At 45.5% G+C, this 19,690-nt stretch carries 11 protein-coding genes and 3 rRNA genes; 10 read left to right on the top strand and 4 right to left on the bottom strand.

What is annotated here, in order from left to right:
• Positions 1-128: 128 nt before the first annotated feature.
• The 9 genes from murJ to rrf all read left to right on the top strand — a co-directional run bounded on the left by murJ (position 129) and on the right by rrf (position 13,039).
• On the top strand, positions 129-1,697 hold the full coding sequence (gene murJ, locus ACO05V_RS01390) for a murein biosynthesis integral membrane protein MurJ (RefSeq protein ID WP_421846804.1): 1,569 nt from the start codon (positions 129-131) through the stop codon (positions 1,695-1,697).
• 136 nt (positions 1,698-1,833) lie between these two features.
• A complete protein-coding gene (gene ribF / locus ACO05V_RS01385) occupies positions 1,834-2,763 on the top strand; it encodes a bifunctional riboflavin kinase/FAD synthetase (protein ID WP_421846802.1) in 930 nt (309 codons plus the stop codon).
• Between the two features lie 32 nt (positions 2,764-2,795).
• Positions 2,796-5,618, top strand: a complete 2,823-nt coding sequence (gene ileS, locus ACO05V_RS01380) for an isoleucine--tRNA ligase (protein WP_421846800.1) — start codon at positions 2,796-2,798, stop codon at positions 5,616-5,618.
• Positions 5,618-6,124: a signal peptidase II gene (lspA, locus tag ACO05V_RS01375; protein ID WP_421846798.1), complete on the top strand. Its 507-nt coding sequence runs from the start codon at positions 5,618-5,620 to the stop codon at positions 6,122-6,124. Before ileS ends, lspA begins: the two co-directional genes overlap by 1 nt.
• On the top strand, positions 6,121-6,552 hold the full coding sequence (locus ACO05V_RS01370) for an FKBP-type peptidyl-prolyl cis-trans isomerase (RefSeq protein ID WP_421846796.1): 432 nt from the start codon (positions 6,121-6,123) through the stop codon (positions 6,550-6,552). The genes lspA and ACO05V_RS01370 overlap by 4 nt, the downstream gene beginning before the upstream one ends.
• Positions 6,549-7,499, top strand: a complete 951-nt coding sequence (gene ispH, locus ACO05V_RS01365) for a 4-hydroxy-3-methylbut-2-enyl diphosphate reductase (protein ID WP_421846794.1) — start codon at positions 6,549-6,551, stop codon at positions 7,497-7,499. The genes ACO05V_RS01370 and ispH overlap by 4 nt, the downstream gene beginning before the upstream one ends.
• Before the next feature lie 402 nt (positions 7,500-7,901).
• Positions 7,902-9,441: ribosomal RNA gene (locus tag ACO05V_RS01360) — 16S ribosomal RNA — on the top strand.
• 327 nt (positions 9,442-9,768) lie between these two features.
• Positions 9,769-12,658, top strand: a 23S ribosomal RNA gene (locus tag ACO05V_RS01355).
• A 266-nt stretch (positions 12,659-12,924) separates the two neighbouring features.
• Positions 12,925-13,039, top strand: a 5S ribosomal RNA gene (rrf, locus tag ACO05V_RS01350).
• Together the 16S, 23S and 5S rRNA genes form the textbook arrangement of a ribosomal RNA operon.
• Before the next feature lie 610 nt (positions 13,040-13,649).
• Here the strand turns inward: rrf and ACO05V_RS01345 are convergent.
• Positions 13,650-15,176 carry a hypothetical protein gene (locus ACO05V_RS01345; protein ID WP_421846792.1) on the bottom strand — a complete coding sequence of 509 codons (1,527 nt, stop codon included), beginning with the start codon at positions 15,174-15,176 and terminating at the stop codon, positions 13,650-13,652.
• A gap of 147 nt (positions 15,177-15,323) precedes the next feature.
• Here ACO05V_RS01345 and ACO05V_RS01340 point away from each other — a divergent pair, with 147 nt between their 5' ends.
• Positions 15,324-16,319 carry an oxidoreductase family protein gene (locus ACO05V_RS01340; RefSeq protein WP_421846790.1) on the top strand — a complete coding sequence of 332 codons (996 nt, stop codon included), beginning with the start codon at positions 15,324-15,326 and terminating at the stop codon, positions 16,317-16,319.
• Here ACO05V_RS01340 and hrpB read toward each other — a convergent pair.
• From hrpB to ACO05V_RS01325, 3 genes are all read right to left on the bottom strand, one after another.
• Positions 16,305-18,614, bottom strand: coding sequence for an ATP-dependent helicase HrpB (gene hrpB / locus ACO05V_RS01335; RefSeq protein ID WP_421846788.1), 2,310 nt, complete (start codon positions 18,612-18,614; stop codon positions 16,305-16,307). The two genes, ACO05V_RS01340 and hrpB, sit on opposite strands and share 15 nt — an antisense overlap.
• On the bottom strand, positions 18,515-18,844 hold the full coding sequence (locus ACO05V_RS01330; RefSeq protein WP_421846786.1) for a hypothetical protein: 330 nt from the start codon (positions 18,842-18,844) through the stop codon (positions 18,515-18,517). Before ACO05V_RS01330 ends, hrpB begins: the two co-directional genes overlap by 100 nt.
• A gap of 68 nt (positions 18,845-18,912) precedes the next feature.
• On the bottom strand, positions 18,913-19,599 hold the full coding sequence (locus tag ACO05V_RS01325; protein ID WP_421846784.1) for a GntR family transcriptional regulator: 687 nt from the start codon (positions 19,597-19,599) through the stop codon (positions 18,913-18,915).
• Between the last annotated feature and the right edge of the window lie 91 nt (positions 19,600-19,690).

Below are 19,690 nucleotides of genomic sequence, written 5' to 3'. Positions count from 1 at the left end.
AGTTTTTAGCGTTGCCACAACCCTATTATACAAAAATTAGTCAAATGAGCTTATATATTTGGCTGCGCTCTGGTAGTGGCTGGTGTTATTCTTTGTCGATCTGTCTATTGCTTATGTCGTAAATTTTTATGTCCGAAAAAAAATCCGCCCTTGATAAAGAGCCTAAGTCTTTGTCTTTGTTACGTTCTGGTGTCTTGGTTTCTATTTGTACTTTCCTTTCTCGTATTCTTGGTTTGGTGAGAGACGCCGCTTTGGCGTATGTATTAGGTGCAAGCGGAAGTGCTGATGCTTTTTATGTTGCGTTTAAGATTCCTAACTTTTTTCGTCGGTTATTTGCAGAAGGGGCGTTTGCTCAGGCTTTTGTCCCAGTTTTAAGTGATTACCGAGTAAAAGAAGGTAAAGGTGAGGTTCGGGCACTTATCTCTGCTGTGTCAGGATCGTTGGCTTTGGTCTTGTTATGTATCACTGTGCTTTTTATGGTGTGTGCTCCTTGGGTCGTTTATGTTTTTGCTCCGGGCTTTGCTGGTGATGATGGTCAGAGTCAATTGGCATCTGAGTTGTTGGTTATTACTTTTCCCTATCTGTTGTTTATTTCGTTAACGGCGTTGGCGGGCGGTATTTTAAACGCTCATGGCGAATACGCGGTTCCTGCGATCACACCAATTTTTTTAAATATCTCTCTGATTGTTGCGACTGTGTTCTTTGCTCGTACGGCGGCTCAGGCTGAAACGGCTATTGCTTGGGGTGTGTTTTTTGCTGGTTTGATTCAGTTGATGTTTCAAATGCCGTTTTTGGCGAGGTTGCGATTGCTGCCGATGCCGACACTGGGTTTTCGTCATCCTGGGGTAAAAAGAATTCTTCTTTTGATGGGGCCTGCATTGTTTGGTGTGTCTGTCAGTCAGATTAATTTGCTACTTGATACTGTGCTGGCTTCCTTTCTGCAAACGGGCAGTATCACTTGGTTGTATTTGTCTGATCGCTTATATGAGTTACCGCTGGGTATTTTTGCTATCGCCATCAGTACGGTTATCTTGCCTTCTTTGTCGCGTAGTTTTTCTGGTGGGGAGGCGTCGAAGTTTTCCGAAACGCTTGATTGGGCGTTACGAATACTACTGCTGATTGCAATTCCGTCTTCTCTTGCTTTGTTTATGTTGGCTGAGCCTTTGATAGCGACGATTTTTTATCGGGGTGAGTTGACGGTGAATGATGTTCATATGGCTGCTCGGAGTTTGCAGGCTTACTCGCTAGGTTTGGTGTTTATGATGCTGATTAAGGTGCTGGCGCCGGGGTATTATGCGAGACAAGACACCAGAACGCCTGTACGTATTGGTATCATTGCAATGGTATCGAATATGGTACTGAATTTAATTTTAGTGTGGCCATTGGGGCATGTGGGGTTGGCGCTGGCGACAAGTCTGTCGGCAGGTTTGAATGCATTCTTGTTGTGGCGCGGTTTGTATAGAAAACAATATCACGTATTTTCGGCTCAATGGGGGCGTTTACTGCGCATATTGGTGAGTGCTACCGTTGCACTTGGTGTGTGTTTGTATTTGTTTCTTCTGCAGGGTTGGCAATGGACCCAGATGGATGACTTGTCTCGGGTGGGTTGTACCTTGATGGTTGTCGTTTGCGGTGTGCTGGTGTACGTTCTTGTCGCGGTAGCGGCGGGTTTACGTCCTTCTATTTTAAAGCATTAGGTGTATTGAAGCGTTTTTGCTTTGATTATAGGTTTGCACAGCTTGTTCAAGTTCTGGCCTACCTTCATCTGGTTAACTGCTATATAATCCATGATATTTTTTCGACGCTGGATTTAATTGTTTTGTACGGGGTTCTATGGAGTTAATTCGCGGTATTCATAATATCCGTTCAAAGCATAAAGAATGCGTGCTGACGATAGGGAATTTTGACGGTGTTCATTTAGGGCACGGTGCTATATTGGCACGCGTCAAAGCCTTGGCTAAAGAATACAATTCACCTGCTGCTATTATGATCTTTGAGCCTCAGCCGAGAGAGTTCTTTGCTCCTGATACGGCCCCAGGTCGTATTGGTCGTCTGCGGGATAAAGTGAAGTTGTTGGAAGGGCAGGGTATCGATTATGTTCTTTGCATGCCGTTCAATCCTAAACTTCAACAGTTAGATGCGCAGGCATTTTGTCAGCAGATTTTGCTGGATGGCTTGTCTGTAAAGCATTTAGTAGTGGGTGATGATTTTCGCTTTGGCTGTGATCGGCAAGGTGATTTTTATTATCTGCAAGAGTTTGGTGATCGTCATGGTTTTGATGTTGAAAATACACCGTCAGTGTTAAACGCTTTAAATGAGCGAGTGAGTAGTACTCTGGTTAGGGATGCTCTAGAGCGTGGCGATATTACGGCCGCACAGATGAACATGGGGCATTCGGTTGCCTTGAGTGGTCGTGTGATACATGGACAGCAACTGGGTCGAAAATTGGGTTTCCCAACGGCTAATGTGCACCTGAAAGGCATTAAGTCTGCGTTGTCAGGTGTGTTTGCTGTGACCTTTATGGTTGATGGGATCTCCCATAACGGTGTTGCGAATATTGGTGTGCGTCCTACTGTTCAAGGGAAGACGCCGATACTGGAAGTGCACTTGTTAGATTTTAATGGTGATCTGTATGACAAATATGTGCAGGTTACTTTCTGTCATTTTATTAGGGCAGAGCGAAAAATGGCCAGCTTAGATGCGCTGGAAAAACAAATTCAATGTGATAAAGAAGAAGCATTACGCTTTTTTGCTAATCAGTGAAAAGATGATCTTTGAGGATGAATCGATAAACCATGAGTGATTATAAACCGACACTGAATTTGCCAGATACTGACTTCCCAATGCGTGGAGATTTGGCAAAACGTGAACCTGCAATGCTTAAGCGTTGGCAGGATATGGACCTATATCAGAAAGTACGTGATGTAAGTAAAGGCCGTAAATCTTTTATTCTTCATGATGGCCCTCCGTACGCAAATGGCAGTATTCACATTGGACACGCGGTTAACAAAATCCTCAAAGATATTATTGTTAAGTCTAAAACCGTTAGTGGCTTTGATGCGCCTTATATTCCTGGTTGGGATTGTCACGGCTTGCCAATCGAGCACAAAGTTGAGCAGCTTATAGGTAAAGCAGGAACGAAAGTTTCTTATAAAGAGTTTCGCGCGAAATGTCGTGAATACGCTTATACGCAAATTGAAGAACAGAAAAAAGACTTTATCCGTTTGGGTGTGATGGGAGATTGGGAAAATCCTTATCTGACCATGAATTTCCAAACTGAAGCGAATATTGTTCGTGCTTTAGGCAAAATTGCTGAGAACGGTCATTTGGTAAAAGGCTTTAAGCCGGTTTACTGGAGTGTTGTTGGTGGTTCTGCTTTGGCGGAAGCGGAAGTGGAATATCAAGATAAAACGTCTTTGTCTTTGGATGTGCGTTATGCGCCACAAGACGAAGCGGCTTTGCTTGCCAAATTCGCAGACGTTGAGGGTGAAGGTAAAGTCTCTGTTGTGATTTGGACGACAACGCCTTGGACTCTTCCTGCAAGCCAAGCGGTTTCTATTCATCCAGAGTTTAATTATGCCTTGGTTGAAGTGGACATGGGCTTGGGCGAAGAGCGTCTGATCTTGGCTGAAGATATGGTTGAAGGTGTGATGTCTCGCTATGGCGTGACAGAATTTCGCATTGTTGGTCGAGCGGTTGGGGCTGACCTAGCTGGCACTGTGTTAAACCATCCTTTCTTAGAGCGCGATATTCCTGTCATCTTAGGTGAACATGTAACAACGGAAGCGGGTACTGGCTGCGTGCATACTGCACCTGACCACGGCGTGGATGACTTTAACGTCGGCCGTGAAAATGGCATTGGTACTATTAACCTTGTTCAAGATAATGGTGTTTACTCTGATGCTGCAGGCGAGTTTGCTGGTTTGCATGTTTATAAAGTAGATGATGCCGTGCTTGAAGCGCTGAATCGTAATAACGCTTTAGTGTTTGAGTCGAAGATCTTCCACAGTTATCCACATTGCTGGCGTACTAAAACGCCACTCATCTTCCGTGCGACGCCTCAGTGGTTTATCAGTATGACTAAAGAAGGTTTGCTGGATTCTGCAAAGCATGCTGTTGAAGGGGTTAAGTGGGTACCAAGCTGGGGACAAAACCGTATGGAAGGGATGTTAAATAACAGCCCTGATTGGTGTGTGTCTCGTCAGCGTACTTGGGGTGTGCCGATTGCTTTGTTTATCAACAAAGAGACTCAAGAGCTTCATCCTGAAACGCCACGTTTGATCGAAGAAGTGGCTAAGCGCATCGAGGTTGAAGGTATCGACGCTTGGTTTGAAATGGAAGCAGAAGAGTTATTGGGTGCTGATGCTGAAAAATACAGCAAGGTCACTGACACGCTAGATGTATGGTTTGACTCTGGTGTGACACATTATTCTGTTATTGATCAGCGTGACGAATTGAGCTTTCCTGCCGATTTATATCTAGAAGGTTCAGATCAGCATCGTGGTTGGTTCCAGTCTTCATTGAAAACGTCTATCGCGATTCGTGGTGTGCCGCCATACAAGCAAGTGTTGACTCATGGTTTTACTGTGGATGGTGACGGTCGTAAGATGTCTAAATCTTTGGGGAACGTATTGTCTCCACAGAAAGTTATGGATACCTTGGGTGCTGATATTATCCGTCTTTGGGTAGCGGCGACCGATTACACCACCGAAATGACAGTGTCTGATGAAATCCTTAAACGAGTGGCAGACTCTTATCGTCGAATTCGTAATACGGCGCGCTTCATGATGGCAAACTTAAATGGTTTTAATCCAGCGACTGATATGGTTCCTTCTAGCGATATGATTGCATTAGATCGTTGGATTGTGGATCGTGCTGCCTTGTTGCAAAAAGAATTGAATACAGCTTACAGCGAATATCAATTCCATACTGTTAACCAGAAAATCCAGAACTTTTGTTCTGTAGATTTGGGTGGTTTCTATTTGGATGTCATCAAAGATCGTCAATACACAACTCAAGAAGACAGCCTGGCGCGTCGTTCTGCGCAGACTGCGCTTTACCATGTGATGGAAGCTTTCTCTCGTTGGATTGCACCGATCTTGAGCTTCACTGCTGACGAAATCTGGCAAACACTTCCTGGAGAGCGTAGCGAGTCTGTTTTCTTAGAAACATGGTACGACGGTCTTGAAGAATTGACTGGTGATGAGCCAATGGGTCGTGAATTCTGGAAGCAGGTTCTTGAGGCGAAAGTAGCAACGAATAAAGTATTAGAAGCAGCTCGTAGTGAAGGTAAGATGAAAGCGAGCTTAAGTGCAGATATCACACTTTATTGTGATGATGCCTTGCAAGCAACATTGAATCGCCTAGGTGAGGAACTGCGCTTTGTCTTAATTGCTTCTGACGTTAAGGTGTTGCCTTTGTCTCAAGCGGGTAGTGATGCTGTCGCTACAGACCTTGATAGTTTGAAAGTTCACGTTGAGCTGAGTAAATATACTAAGTGTGTGCGTTGCTGGCATCACCGTGAAGAAGTAGGTAAACGAGCAGCGCACCCTGAGTTGTGTGATCGTTGTATCTCTAATTTGCCTGATGGGGAAGGTGAACAGCGCCTTTACGCCTAATGACTGCTTTGATTGTATGGAAACGAGTTCAGCGCTGGTGGGCGCTGGCTCTTATTCTTTTTGTTTTAGATTGGGTAACAAAACAAGCGGTTGTGTCCAACTTATTTTATGGACAAGAGATCGCCGTTTTTCCATTCTTTGACCTGACATTGAGATACAACACTGGTGCTGCATTTAGTTTCCTTGCGCAAGCAGGCGGTTGGCAGCGTTGGTTTTTCTCTTTGATTGCATTGGCTGTGGTTGTTGGTATTAGTTGGCGTCTTGTTAAGATCGCAGAATCGAACCGATTGGAAGCTCTGGCACTGACGTTTGTGTTGGGTGGTGCTGTCGGTAATCTTTATGATCGTTTAGTTTATGGTCATGTCGTAGATTTTCTACAATTTCATTGGCAGCAGTCGTGGTATTTTCCTGCGTTCAACCTTGCTGACAGTGCTATTACTATTGGTGTTATTTTAATGTTGCTTGAAAGTTTCGTGTCCAAAAAGCAGGAAGGTACAAAAGAATGAGTGTAATTACAGCGGCAAGCAGAGTTACTCTGCACTTTGAGCTGTCACTTGAAGACGGTCAAATCGTTGATTCTAACTTTTCTCGGTCTCCAGCTAGCTTCGTGTTTGGGGATGGGAGCTTATTGCCGGATTTCGAGACTGCTTTATTAGGTATGTCTGTTGGGCAAGAGGCTTCTTTCATTATGTCGCCAGAAAAAGCCTTTGGCGTGCACAATGAAAGCAATATTCAGCGCATGCCTCGTTCTCAGTTCTCTATGGATTTAGAAGAAGGGATGGTGGTTTCTTTTGCTGATATGAGTAAAAACGAATTGCCGGGTGTTATTGCTGAGATTGGTGAGAAAGAAGTGGTTGTCGATTTTAATCACCCTCTTGCTAGTCGATCGCTTACTTTTCGGGTGCAAATCATAGCGATTGAGGATGCAGTATGAGTTTTGCAATTCAACTTGCCAACCCTCGTGGCTTTTGTGCTGGTGTTGATAGAGCTATAGACATTGTTAATCGATGCTTGGATCTTTTTGAAGCGCCAATCTATGTTCGCCATGAAGTGGTGCATAATAAATTTGTTGTTGAGTCTTTGAAGTCTCGTGGTGCAGTTTTTGTTGATGAACTTGATCAAGTACCAGATGACAACATTGTTATCTTTAGTGCACACGGTGTTTCAAAAGCAGTTCGAGATGAAGCAACAGATCGAGGCTTAAAAGTGTTTGATGCGACTTGTCCGCTAGTGACAAAAGTCCATTTGGAGGTGTTGCGTTATTCTCGTGATGGCATGGAATGTATATTGATTGGTCACGATGGTCATCCAGAAGTAGAAGGGACCATGGGGCAATACGATGATCGTCAGGGTGGTGCTATTTATCTAGTAGAGAGTCCTGCTGATGTAGAAAAGCTTCAAGTTAAGAACCCTGAGAAACTGGCGTTTGTTACGCAAACAACTTTATCTATGGATGATACTTCAGTAGTGATCGATGCACTTCGTCAATATTTCCCTAACATTACTGGGCCGAAGAAAGATGATATTTGCTATGCCACACAGAATCGACAAGATGCGGTGAAGATGTTAGCAACCGAATCTAGCTTGGTCTTAGTGGTCGGCTCTGTTAATAGCTCTAACTCAAACCGCTTGCGCGAGCTGGCTGAACGTATGGGGGCAACCGCCCATCTTATAGACAATGCCGATGAGATTGATGCGAGCTGGTTGGTTGGTGTTGACAGTGTTGGCGTGACGGCTGGCGCCTCTGCTCCGGAGGTATTGGTTAATCAAGTGATTGAGCGCTTAGTAAAGGAGGGTGGAGCATCTCCTCAAGAGCTAAAATGCCGAGAAGAGAACGTGTCTTTCTCTATGCCTAAAGAGTTGCGCATCGTTGAAGTTTGATCGATTTTAACTTAATTTAAATTTTCTTCAAAAAAGGGTTGCACAAAATCTGTAGATCCTTAATATACGCCCTCGCTGACACGGACAAGGCTTCAGAGCAACGAAGACCAAGTTCAACTGATTAGGTTGTTACCTGATTGGTGATTCAAGTTAGCACGCTCTTTAAAATAGATAATCAGATAATTTGTGTGGGCGCTCGCTGGAGGCTTCAGAAGATTGTCCGGATTAGTTTTTGACTGGTTCGAGATGATCAAAAAAATTGAAGTCTTGCGAAACGTCTAACACGTCAATTCGCTTTATGTTGTTTTGTTATCTTTCGGGGTGATGAAATGATTAAGTTATTGTTAGTGTAATAGATTTTGAGCAGGCAAACTTTTACTTTTAAGTATGAGTTTAAAAATTAAACTGAAGAGTTTGATCATGGCTCAGATTGAACGCTGGCGGCAGGCTTAACACATGCAAGTCGAGCGGTAACAGGGGAGCTTGCTCCTGCTGACGAGCGGCGGACGGGTGAGTAACGCGTAGGAATCTGCCTAGTAGAGGGGGACAACATGTGGAAACGCATGCTAATACCGCATACGCCCTAAGGGGGAAAGGAGGGGACTCTTCGGAGCCTTCCGCTATTAGATGAGCCTGCGTAAGATTAGCTAGTTGGTAGGGTAAAGGCCTACCAAGGCGACGATCTTTAACTGGTCTGAGAGGATGGCCAGTCACACTGGGACTGAGACACGGCCCAGACTCCTACGGGAGGCAGCAGTGGGGAATATTGGACAATGGGCGCAAGCCTGATCCAGCCATGCCGCGTGTGTGAAGAAGGCCTTAGGGTTGTAAAGCACTTTCAGGGGTGAGGAAGGGTAGCTAGTTAATACCTAGTTATCTTGACGTTAGCCCCAGAAGAAGCACCGGCTAACTCTGTGCCAGCAGCCGCGGTAATACAGAGGGTGCAAGCGTTAATCGGAATTACTGGGCGTAAAGCGCGCGTAGGTGGTTTGTTAAGTCGGATGTGAAATCCCAGGGCTCAACCTTGGAATTGCACCCGATACTGGCAGGCTAGAGTATGGTAGAGGGGTGTGGAATTTCCTGTGTAGCGGTGAAATGCGTAGATATAGGAAGGAACATCAGTGGCGAAGGCGACACCCTGGACTAATACTGACACTGAGGTGCGAAAGCGTGGGGAGCAAACAGGATTAGATACCCTGGTAGTCCACGCCGTAAACGATGTCTACTAGCCGTTGGGTTGTAATGACTTAGTGGCGCAGCTAACGCAATAAGTAGACCGCCTGGGGAGTACGGCCGCAAGGTTAAAACTCAAATGAATTGACGGGGGCCCGCACAAGCGGTGGAGCATGTGGTTTAATTCGACGCAACGCGAAGAACCTTACCTACTCTTGACATCCAGTGAATCCAGAAGAGATTTTGGAGTGCCTTCGGGAACACTGAGACAGGTGCTGCATGGCTGTCGTCAGCTCGTGTTGTGAAATGTTGGGTTAAGTCCCGTAACGAGCGCAACCCTTATCCTTATTTGCCAGCACTTCGGGTGGGAACTTTAAGGAGACTGCCGGTGACAAACCGGAGGAAGGTGGGGACGACGTCAAGTCATCATGGCCCTTACGAGTAGGGCTACACACGTGCTACAATGGCGTATACAGAGGGCTGCGAGCTAGCGATAGTGAGCGAATCCCAGAAAGTACGTCGTAGTCCGGATTGGAGTCTGCAACTCGACTCCATGAAGTCGGAATCGCTAGTAATCGTGGATCAGAATGCCACGGTGAATACGTTCCCGGGCCTTGTACACACCGCCCGTCACACCATGGGAGTTGATTGCTCCAGAAGTAGCTAGCTTAACCCTTCGGGGATGGCGGTTACCACGGAGTGGTCAATGACTGGGGTGAAGTCGTAACAAGGTAGCCCTAGGGGAACCTGGGGCTGGATCACCTCCTTAAACGATAGAAACCTCTGGTGAGCGTTCACACAAATTATCTGATACCTATCTTAAAAGCATTAGCACAGAGTTCTAAGCAAGAGGTTTGAATGGTTTAACCATCAAGCATCTGACTTAGTGCTTTGCACTAAACTTGCTCTTTAACAATTCGAATTTTGAAATAACGATGAATCAAGCGTTAAACCGGTGGAAGTTTACTTGCTCTTATTCTTTAAGGATAACAGCTTAGTGACTTCTATTATCGTAAATCCAGAGGGGTACAAAAGCCCTTTGGTATGTGATTCTTAATATTACACTCTTTTGAGTGGAAACTATTTTGGGTTATATGGTCAAGTGACCAAGCGTGCACGGTGGATGCCTTGGCAGTCAGAGGCGATGAAGGACGTGGTAATCTGCGAAAAGGTTCGGGGAGTCGATAAACAGGCTTTGATCCGAACATGTCCGAATGGGGAAACCCACTCTACTTGTAGAGTATCCCACAGTGAATACATAGCTGTGTGGAGGCGAACCCGGGGAACTGAAACATCTAAGTACCCGGAGGAAAAGAAATCAACCGAGATTCCCTAAGTAGCGGCGAGCGAAAGGGGATTAGCCCTTAAGTGGTTTTGGTGTTAGTAGAAGGCTCTGGAAAGTGCCGCGATAGAGGGTGATAGCCCCGTATACGAAAACACCCTAATCATGAAAACGAGTAGGACGGGACACGTGTTATCCTGTCTGAATATGGGGGGACCATCCTCCAAGGCTAAATACTCCTGACTGACCGATAGTGAACCAGTACCGTGAGGGAAAGGCGAAAAGAACCCCTGTGAGGGGAGTGAAATAGATCCTGAAACCGTGTACGTACAAGCAGTGGGAGCGGACTTGTTCCGTGACTGCGTACCTTTTGTATAATGGGTCAACGACTTATTTTCAGTAGCAAGGTTAAGCATGTAGTGGAGCCGTAGGGAAACCGAGTCTTAATAGGGCGTTTAGTTGCTGGGAATAGACCCGAAACCGGGCGATCTATCCATGAGCAGGTTGAAGGTTGAGTAACATCAACTGGAGGACCGAACCCACATCCGTTGAAAAGGCTGGGGATGACTTGTGGATAGGAGTGAAAGGCTAATCAAGCTCGGAGATAGCTGGTTCTCCTCGAAAGCTATTTAGGTAGCGCCTCGTATCTCACCATTGGGGGTAGAGCACTGTTTGGGCTAGGGGGTCATCCCGACTTACCAACCCCATGCAAACTCCGAATACCAATGAGTGCAATTACGGGAGACACACGGCGGGTGCTAACGTCCGTCGTGGAAAGGGAAACAACCCAGACCGTCAGCTAAGGTCCCAAAGTACCAGTTAAGTGGGAAACGATGTGGGAAGGCTTAGACAGCTAGGAGGTTGGCTTAGAAGCAGCCATCCTTTAAAGAAAGCGTAATAGCTCACTAGTCGAGTCGGCCTGCGCGGAAGATATAACGGGGCTCAAACTGGTCACCGAAGCTACGGATGCTTAGTTTACTAGGCATGGTAGAGGAGCGTTCTGTAAGCCGTTGAAGGTCAAGCTGTAAGGCAGGCTGGAGGTATCAGAAGTGCGAATGTTGACATGAGTAACGATAAGGGGAGTGAAAAACTCCCCCGCCGGAAGACCAAGGTTTCCTGTCCCATGTTAATCAGGGCAGGGTGAGTCGGCCCCTAAGGCGAGGCAGAAATGCGTAGTCGATGGGAAACAGGTTAATATTCCTGTACTCGTGCATATTGCGATGGAGAGACGGAGAAGGCTAGGCCAGCACGGCGATGGTTGTCTGTGTTTAAGGCGGTAGGTTTAGGGCTTAGGCAAATCCGGGCCCTTTTAAGACCGAGAACTGATGACGAGCCCTCTTTTGGGCGAAGTGGTTGATGCCATGCTTCCAGGAAAAACTTCTAAGCTTCAGATATGCAGGAACCGTACCCCAAACCGACACAGGTGGTCAGGTAGAGAATACCAAGGCGCTTGAGAGAACTCGGGTGAAGGAACTAGGCAAAATGGTACCGTAACTTCGGGAGAAGGTACGCCGGCCGGTGTGAAGGACTTGCTCCGTAAGCACTAGTCGGTCGAAGATACCAGGTGGCTGCGACTGTTTATTAAAAACACAGCACTCTGCAAACACGAAAGTGGACGTATAGGGTGTGACGCCTGCCCGGTGCTTGAAGGTTAATTGATGGGGTTAGCGCAAGCGAAGCTCTTGATCGAAGCCCAAGTAAACGGCGGCCGTAACTATAACGGTCCTAAGGTAGCGAAATTCCTTGTCGGGTAAGTTCCGACCTGCACGAATGGCGTAACGATGGCCACACTGTCTCCACCCGAGACTCAGTGAAATTGAAATCGCAGTGAAGATGCTGTGTATCCGCGGCTAGACGGAAAGACCCCGTGAACCTTTACTATAGCTTCACAGTGAACTTTGAACCTACTTGTGTAGGATAGGTGGGAGGCTTTGAAGCGCAGACGCTAGTTTGCGTGGAGCCACTCTTGAAATACCACCCTGGTATGTTTGAGGTTCTAACTCAGGTCCCTAATCGGGATCGAGGACACTGTGTGGTGGGTAGTTTGACTGGGGCGGTCTCCTCCCAAAGAGTAACGGAGGAGCACGAAGGTGTGCTCAGCATGGTCGGAAATCATGCATAGAGTGTAAAGGCAAAAGCACGCTTAACTGCGAGACAGACACGTCGAGCAGGTACGAAAGTAGGTCTTAGTGATCCGGTGGTTCTGTATGGAAGGGCCATCGCTCAACGGATAAAAGGTACTCCGGGGATAACAGGCTGATACCGCCCAAGAGTTCACATCGACGGCGGTGTTTGGCACCTCGATGTCGGCTCATCACATCCTGGGGCTGAAGCCGGTCCCAAGGGTATGGCTGTTCGCCATTTAAAGTGGTACGCGAGCTGGGTTTAGAACGTCGTGAGACAGTTCGGTCCCTATCTGCCGTGGACGTTTGAGATTTGAGAGGAGCTGCTCCTAGTACGAGAGGACCGGAGTGGACGAACCTCTGGTGTTCCGGTTGTCACGCCAGTGGCATTGCCGGGTAGCTATGTTCGGACGGGATAACCGCTGAAAGCATCTAAGCGGGAAGCCTCCCTTAAGATAAGATCTCACTGGAACTTAAGTTCCCTAAAGAGCCGTTCGAGACTAGGACGTTGATAGGTTGGGTGTGTAAGTGCTGTGAGGCATTGAGCTAACCAATACTAATTGCTCGTGAGGCTTGACCATATAACACCAAAGTGGTTTTACTGGAGATTGTTCCTGACAATCCCAGCACTTCCTCCATCCATGGAGGTCGTGATGAGAAGAGTGAAAGCTCAAGATCATCAAAATGACAAAGACACATAATACGATCCGGTTTAATACTTGATACACGTTATTTCAAAACAGAATTGTTAAAGATCCAAGCACGTATTCGCGTGTTTTGAGACAAGCTAACGATAAAAAGTCAGCGCACAACACAGTGCACCTCAAAACAAACGCAAAACGAATTGCTTGACGATCATAGAGGCGTTGAACCACCTGATCCCATCCCGAACTCAGAAGTGAAAAGCGCCATCGCCGATGGTAGTGTGGGAGATCCCATGTGAGAGTAGGTCGTCGTCAAGCTTTATATTAAGAAGGCCCTGATAGCCATGCTGTCAGGGCTTTTTTTTCGTCTGGAAGAAAGTCTCTGTAGAAAAAATATCAGATAGCCCCAGTCATTTCCGCGAAGGCGGAATGCATTCGATGTCCAAAATGTTCTCTCCACTCAAATTTTGTCGATTTTTTTCTTGCATCTTCTACCCATCTTCGCTAAATTATTTTTTAGGCAGAGGGCAAAGGGATTTGCCAACACCTCCAGGATGGAGGATCTGTCTCCTATCAGGATGAATGATGCTGCATGGATGCAGCGGAAAACCATTCAGAGTTCGTTGTTAATTACTCATCTCCCTGCTGTCTCTAAAGAACTATTTCATCTCAGACTCATTCGTCTTGTGTTTCTTCGTATTTTATTTTTCTGTATTTTTAGTATGTATACGTTTAGCTTCATGCAAAGCGGCCAATACGAATCCGTTATCTAATGTTGTAATGACAGTTTGGTTTTGATGTGTGACGCTTTGTTAATGACATGTGACAAGAGGTGTTAAATAATCTTGGGGATAAACGTTATTTTTGTGCACAAAAAAGCCCAGCTTGGTGCTGGGCTATGTGTATAGAAAATTAGCGTGTAGTCAACTTAGGTTTGAATTTCAATAGAGCCTGAGCTTCGTGAAGCAGTTCTATTTTCAGGTTGATCTTGTTCGTCATCTTTTGCATAGATGCGTTGCATATAAATTCCTGCAATGGCTAAGAAAACACCCGTTACGGCACTAATAAATGCAAGAGATGAAAACCATATTAAGGCAACAAGTCCTACGGTCGATTTAGGCACGTCGATGGCTTGTTCCTTATCACTAACATAAGCGGCCAGTCGATAAATTTGGTTAGAATTTACTAGACGGTTAATTTCGTGTTTTATGAAGCTTTGTTCTTGGTTGATACCATAAATTTCTTTATCTATGGCTTTTACCTCTTGTTGAATTAGATCGTATTCAGATAATAAAGTGTCTTTTTCTTTTGCTGCTCTATTTATTGAACCGCTGCGTAATTGTTCTGCTTGTTGTGCTATTTTGTCAAAGCTTGCGCGGAAACTCTGACGCTTTTGTTCAGTATCAAGAGAATGTTCGAGTATTTGTTTTTCTAAATAAGCAACTCGAGAGCGGCCTAAGTCGATACGTTTTTGGTAGTCTTGCCCTAGCACTTGTAGTTGATCTTGTAGCTGTTTCTCACTCTGCGTTTGTTTATCCAGTGCTCCGCTACCAGTAGATCTGTCGGCTACTGAGTAAAGGCGTTCTTCTTTATCAGCAATCAGTTTACGGTATTTTGCTTCTACTTGACTGCGGGTAAAGAATCCCGCTTCAGATAGTTGTTGTTGCATCTCTTCTTTTAAAGCGTCTAGCTCTGCTTGAAGTTTTTGCTTTTCGTTTTGTGTGCCAGCTACATAATTATTGAGTAATCCTCTGAGGCGTTTCTGTAGCTCATCACGTTCTCGATCCCATGCCTCATAAATATCGCGTTCTTTAGTATGAAGCTCGTCTATCTCTGCTTGATATTGTTTACTGTTATCTGATTCACGATTGAGTTGCGAGATTTGCTGGTTAATGTGATCTCGTTCTTTATCGAGCGCTGTGTAATAGGCATTGTTGGCCGATTGGACATTGGTTCGATAATTGTTGTCGACCTTCTCGGGATCAATAATATTGATTTCTTTTTTTCTATCTTCCAACACATCGACTTTGTCTTGGAGTAGAAGGGACTCGTTTTTCTTGTCATCAATTGCGATATTTAAGCCTGAGAAGTTACGCTCGAAACCGTTTAGCATGGTTTCAAAGGTAATCGTTGCTAGAAGAATGAGGCCGATAAAAAACAAGACGCGCCAAGAAAAATGCTTGGCGTACATGAGCGCCGTGGCGACAGGGATTTTTGCTGCTTCAACAACCGCTACCAATACAAACGGCAAGGCGGCTACGAGTATGCTGCTATAATCGCCAAAAGTAAGAGATCGGTCTGTTTTATTCAATTCAGCATAAACCGAAAAAGACACAATAATTGAAATGAGGAAGCCAATAGTGACGGCTAGAATCTCGACAACCCAAGCGAATTTGACGAGTTTTACACCAATATTAAAAAGTTTTTGATTAGATAACTTATTGTTGGATTCCATGAGAAGAAATGAGTTCCTTTGTATTGGGTTAATTATTTCGAAATTAAAGCATGTGAGTGTGAGAGATACATGACTAAAATGGTGACCAAACGACGAGTGTATTATTTAATTGTTACCTTTTGTAAAAAATTATTTTGAAGAAGGTTTATGTCTCCTGAAATTTTTATTAAACGTGCTCTGCATGCGACGCAAGTTATTCGACAGGATTCTATTCAAAGGTTATGGAGTGGTTATGGCGAGGTGGTTCGCTTTTCAGTTCAAGGCTCTGAAGTCGCCAATAGTGTTGTACTGAAATCTATTCAGCTTGGTGAGATGAAAGCGCATCCGCGAGGCTGGCAGTCGAGCTTTGCTCATCAGCGTAAAGTGCATTCTTATCAAGTGGAAGCAAACTGGTATCAGCATTGGGCTGAGTGTTGCCAAGACAGCGAGCGAGTGGCGAAGCACCTTGCATCATGGCAACAAGAAGGTCAGAGGTATCTCTTGTTAGAAGATTTAGACGAAGCTGGATATCCGCGCCGCTGCTCCTCTCTAGAGTTAGAAGAGGTTAGTGTTGTGCTTCATTGGTTAGCGTGCTTCCATACGCGATTTTTGCAGTCGTATCGACAGCCTAGTTGGCCGGAAGGATTATGGCAGCGAGGTACTTATTGGCATTTACAGACCCGCCCTGATGAGTGGCAAGCGATGCTAGATTCACCATTAAAGCAATCTGCAAAGAATTTAGATGAAGTGATAAATCAGGCGCGTCATCAGACCCTAGTACATGGTGATGCCAAGCTGGCTAATTTTTGTTTTGCGGAAGATCTAAATGCTGTCGCAGCGGTTGATTTTCAATACATTGGTCGTGGTATTGGTGTCCAAGATGTCGCGTATTTTTTGGGTAGTTGTCTAAGTGAGGATAAGCTAAATCAGCATTTAGACTATCTTTTGGATAGCTACTTTTCTGAATTGTCGCGTTGTCTGATTGCAATGGGAGAATCGCCTGATTTGGCCGAAGCTGTGGCTCAAGAGTGGTATGACTTATTTCCAATCGCTTGGGCGGACTTTCATCGTTTTATCATGGGGTGGTCGCCGACTCATCCTAAGAATACGCCTTTTAGTCAAAAAATCACCGAGCAAGCGCTAAACCAATTAAGACGACCTTAGGGCTCGATTCGTTTTCGAGGTGGCTTGAGCGCTTAGTGGATCTTCTGGCCAAGGATGTTTTGGATATCTTCCGCGCATTTCTTTGCGCACTTCTGGGTACGCTTCACGCCAAAAGAAGGCCAAGTCTTGTGTCACGGCAAGTGGTCTTTGTCCCGGTGAAAGCAGTTCGATACGTATGGTTTGATTAAGCACGGTTGGGCTATTTGTGTAGCCAAACATTTCTTGCAGTTTAACCCTTAGGGTTGGCTGTAGTTCACAGTAATCAACGGCATGACTTGACCCAGATGGCACCGTGATGCGCGAGGGGACTTTTTGATTGAGAAATTGCTGTTGGTTCCAATCTAGTCGACTTAACAAAATATCGTTTAACGGGAGCTTGCTCATGGCTTGTTGATTGGTTACCTTGCCAAGATACGGCCCGAGCCATTGTTCTAAGTCATTTAATAAGGCGTCGTCAGAGCAATCTGACCAGAGGTTTTGTTTATCGTACATATAGGCAAATTGTAGGCGCGCTCTTAGTTGTTCACTGGAATCGTTCCAAGGCAAAACCGAAAGACCGTCTTGGCGAATGTGCTGACAAATGGCTTTGCTGATGTCTGCTTCTGATGGCTTGCTAAGCTTTTGTTTATCAACACAGAGCTTGCCAATCCAGCGTTGTGATTCGCTTAAAAGACGTGCGTCTTTTTTTGACCAAGCAAGGTGATTTTTGATGACAAATAAATCAGTAAAATCATCTGTCAGCATGGAAAGCTGGATTGGGTAAGCTAGAAAAATACGATCTTCTTCTTGGCCGTGATGTCCGCCGATATCCAGAGCGATAAGCCACTCGTTTTGCGCACAAGGGTCGAGAGACGATAGACTTGCCATTCGTCCATTAGCCAATTTGTAGCGAGTCTTGTCGTGGTCTTGACCTGAACGCTGAGCAATACGATCAGCAAAGGCTCGAATCAGTAAAAAGGCGATATCGTTTTTATCATTGGCTGAAGTATGTTGGATTCTGATCTGCTGGCTACGTTTCTGCCATTGTTGCTGAGCTTTTAAGTAGTTTTGTCTTGGGCGTTTGCTCTGGGCTTGATTATGACCAGCTAACCAATTTAATCGATCTGACAAATCGCTATGATGATTCGCAAAGGGATCGCCTTCCGACAGTATGGTGCAGATGGCGCTGGCTGTATCACTGTCACCATGTTGTTTGCCATCTAGAAGCAATCGAGCCAGTCTGGGGTCGATGCCGAGGTTGCTCATTTGCTCACCGAGATCACTCAACTCTAAAGAAGGTTGCGATGTTTGATTCTGTTCTAGGGCTTGTAAGTTGGTTAGCAAGTCGATCGATTGTTGCCAGTGGCTGTTTGGTGGCGGTGTAATCCAATCTAATTCAAGACGTTCTTGTACACCCCATTTCGCCAAATCCATCACCAAACTGCTGAGGTCGCTGATTTCTATTTGCGGCTGAGCCTGAGGCGCAAGCTGATGTTGCTTGCCTTCGCTCCACCAACGATAACAAATACCGTCTTCTGTACGTCCTGCTCGGCCCATACGTTGGGTCGTTTCTGCTTGAGTCGCGCGGCGAGTATGTAGGCGAGTCGTCGCGGTACTGGCATCAAAGCGAGCTTCGCGACTTAGTCCGCTGTCGACCACCACACGAATGCCATCAATGGTTAAACTGGTTTGTGCAATCGCTGTGGCCAGTACAATTTTACGATTAGGCGCTGTTGTTGGCTCAATTACCGCTTCTTGTTCTTTTAAGCTTAATTCGCCATATAAAGGCAGGATGCTTAAATGTGGATCATGACCTAAGCGTTGTTGTAGTTGACTTGTCGCCTGACGAATTTCTTTTTGACCAGGTAGAAAAACCAACAGGCTGCCAGTCTCTTCATTAAAGGCTTGGCAAGTGAGACGCACCACTTCATCGGTGACTTGAAAGGTCTTGAGTGACTTATTGCTATAACGTGTGGCGATAGGAAAGCTTCGACCTTGACTGGTGAGTGTTGGGCAGCCAAGGCGTGCTTCGAGCGCTTCAGTGTCTAGCGTCGCAGACATGACTAAGAGTTTGAGTGGGTCTTCGTCGCGATACAGTTCGCGTGCTTGCAAGCATAAAGCAAAGGCTAAATCTGAGTGAAGGTTGCGCTCGTGGAACTCATCGAAGATCACCAAGGCAATGTCATCTAGACTCGGATCATCATGCAACATACGGGTTAATACGCCTTCGGTGACGACCAAGACCTGGGTTTGAGCACTTTCTTTTCCTTCATGACGAATACGATAACCAACGCGTTTCCCAAGCGGCTCTTGCAAGGTATCGGCAAGCCGCTTTGCTGCGGCTTTGCTGCGGCTTTTGCTGCTAAACGTCTTGGCTCTAACATAATGATTTTACGACCGTTTAGCCAAGCTTCATCCATTAAGGCAATTGGCACCACCGTAGTTTTACCAGCACCCGGAGCCGCTTCTAATATCGCTTCGTGGTGATGCAATAGCTGGTGTTTTAGCTGAGGAATCAGTTGGTAAATTGGCAGTTCGCTGGACATAAGAGGGCTCTTTAATAGCAAAAGCCGAGACGAAATCTCGTCTTTTGCTGCAAGTATTATAGAGGATACTAGAGTGTATTTTGTTGAATGTCAGCCACTAGCATTTCAACTTTTTTATAGCCTTGCTGCATATGTTCAGAAATATGCTCAAGCATAGCATTAAGGTCGTCGCCTAATGCTAATTCAACATATTTATCATGGGCATTAACCAACGGCCCTGCTCGGTTGTGAGCAGTTTGATGCAGAGTAAAGTACAAATGTAATCGACCACGTAAGCGATGCCAAGTGTCCTGTAGTAGTTCATGTCCACTGTACTTGTAAGCGATATTGTGTAGCTCTAACTCGTCGAATATTGCGGCTTCTCTGTCGTTATTTTTTATGGCTTCAGTCAGTTTTTTAAGCTGTGTAGTTAACTCTGCTTTAAAGTTCTCATCTCGTTTTTCCCATACTAGTTTGAAAGCGAACTGTTCCAGCTCTGTTCGAAAAGAGTACAGCTCTTGTATCGCAGTCACCGTGATTTTAGCAACGTAAGTCCCTGTATATGGGATGCTTTCAATCAACCCTTGATCAACTAATTGGCGAATCGCTTCTCGAAGAGGGCCACGACTTACTCCCAATAAACTAGATAACTGCGACTCTACTAATTTTGTACCAGGGCGCAAATCACCATTGATGATGGCTTCTCGAAGTTGTTCGACTACGTTTGCGCGAAGCGTTCGATCTTTGTGAATGGGTTTTAATTTTAGAGTAGACATAAATTCCTAGTTTTGAGAACGAAGCAGACAACTGCGGCGTTGTAAAGATAGCAAAATCTGTCACATGGAGAAATAAGATAATGAACTAAAG

The organism is Marinomonas sp., from assembly GCF_965225885.1.
Lineage (GTDB): Bacteria > Pseudomonadota > Gammaproteobacteria > Pseudomonadales > Marinomonadaceae > Marinomonas.
Note: the sequence above shows the minus strand (reverse complement) of the source record. Positions and strands in the feature narration are given on the sequence as shown.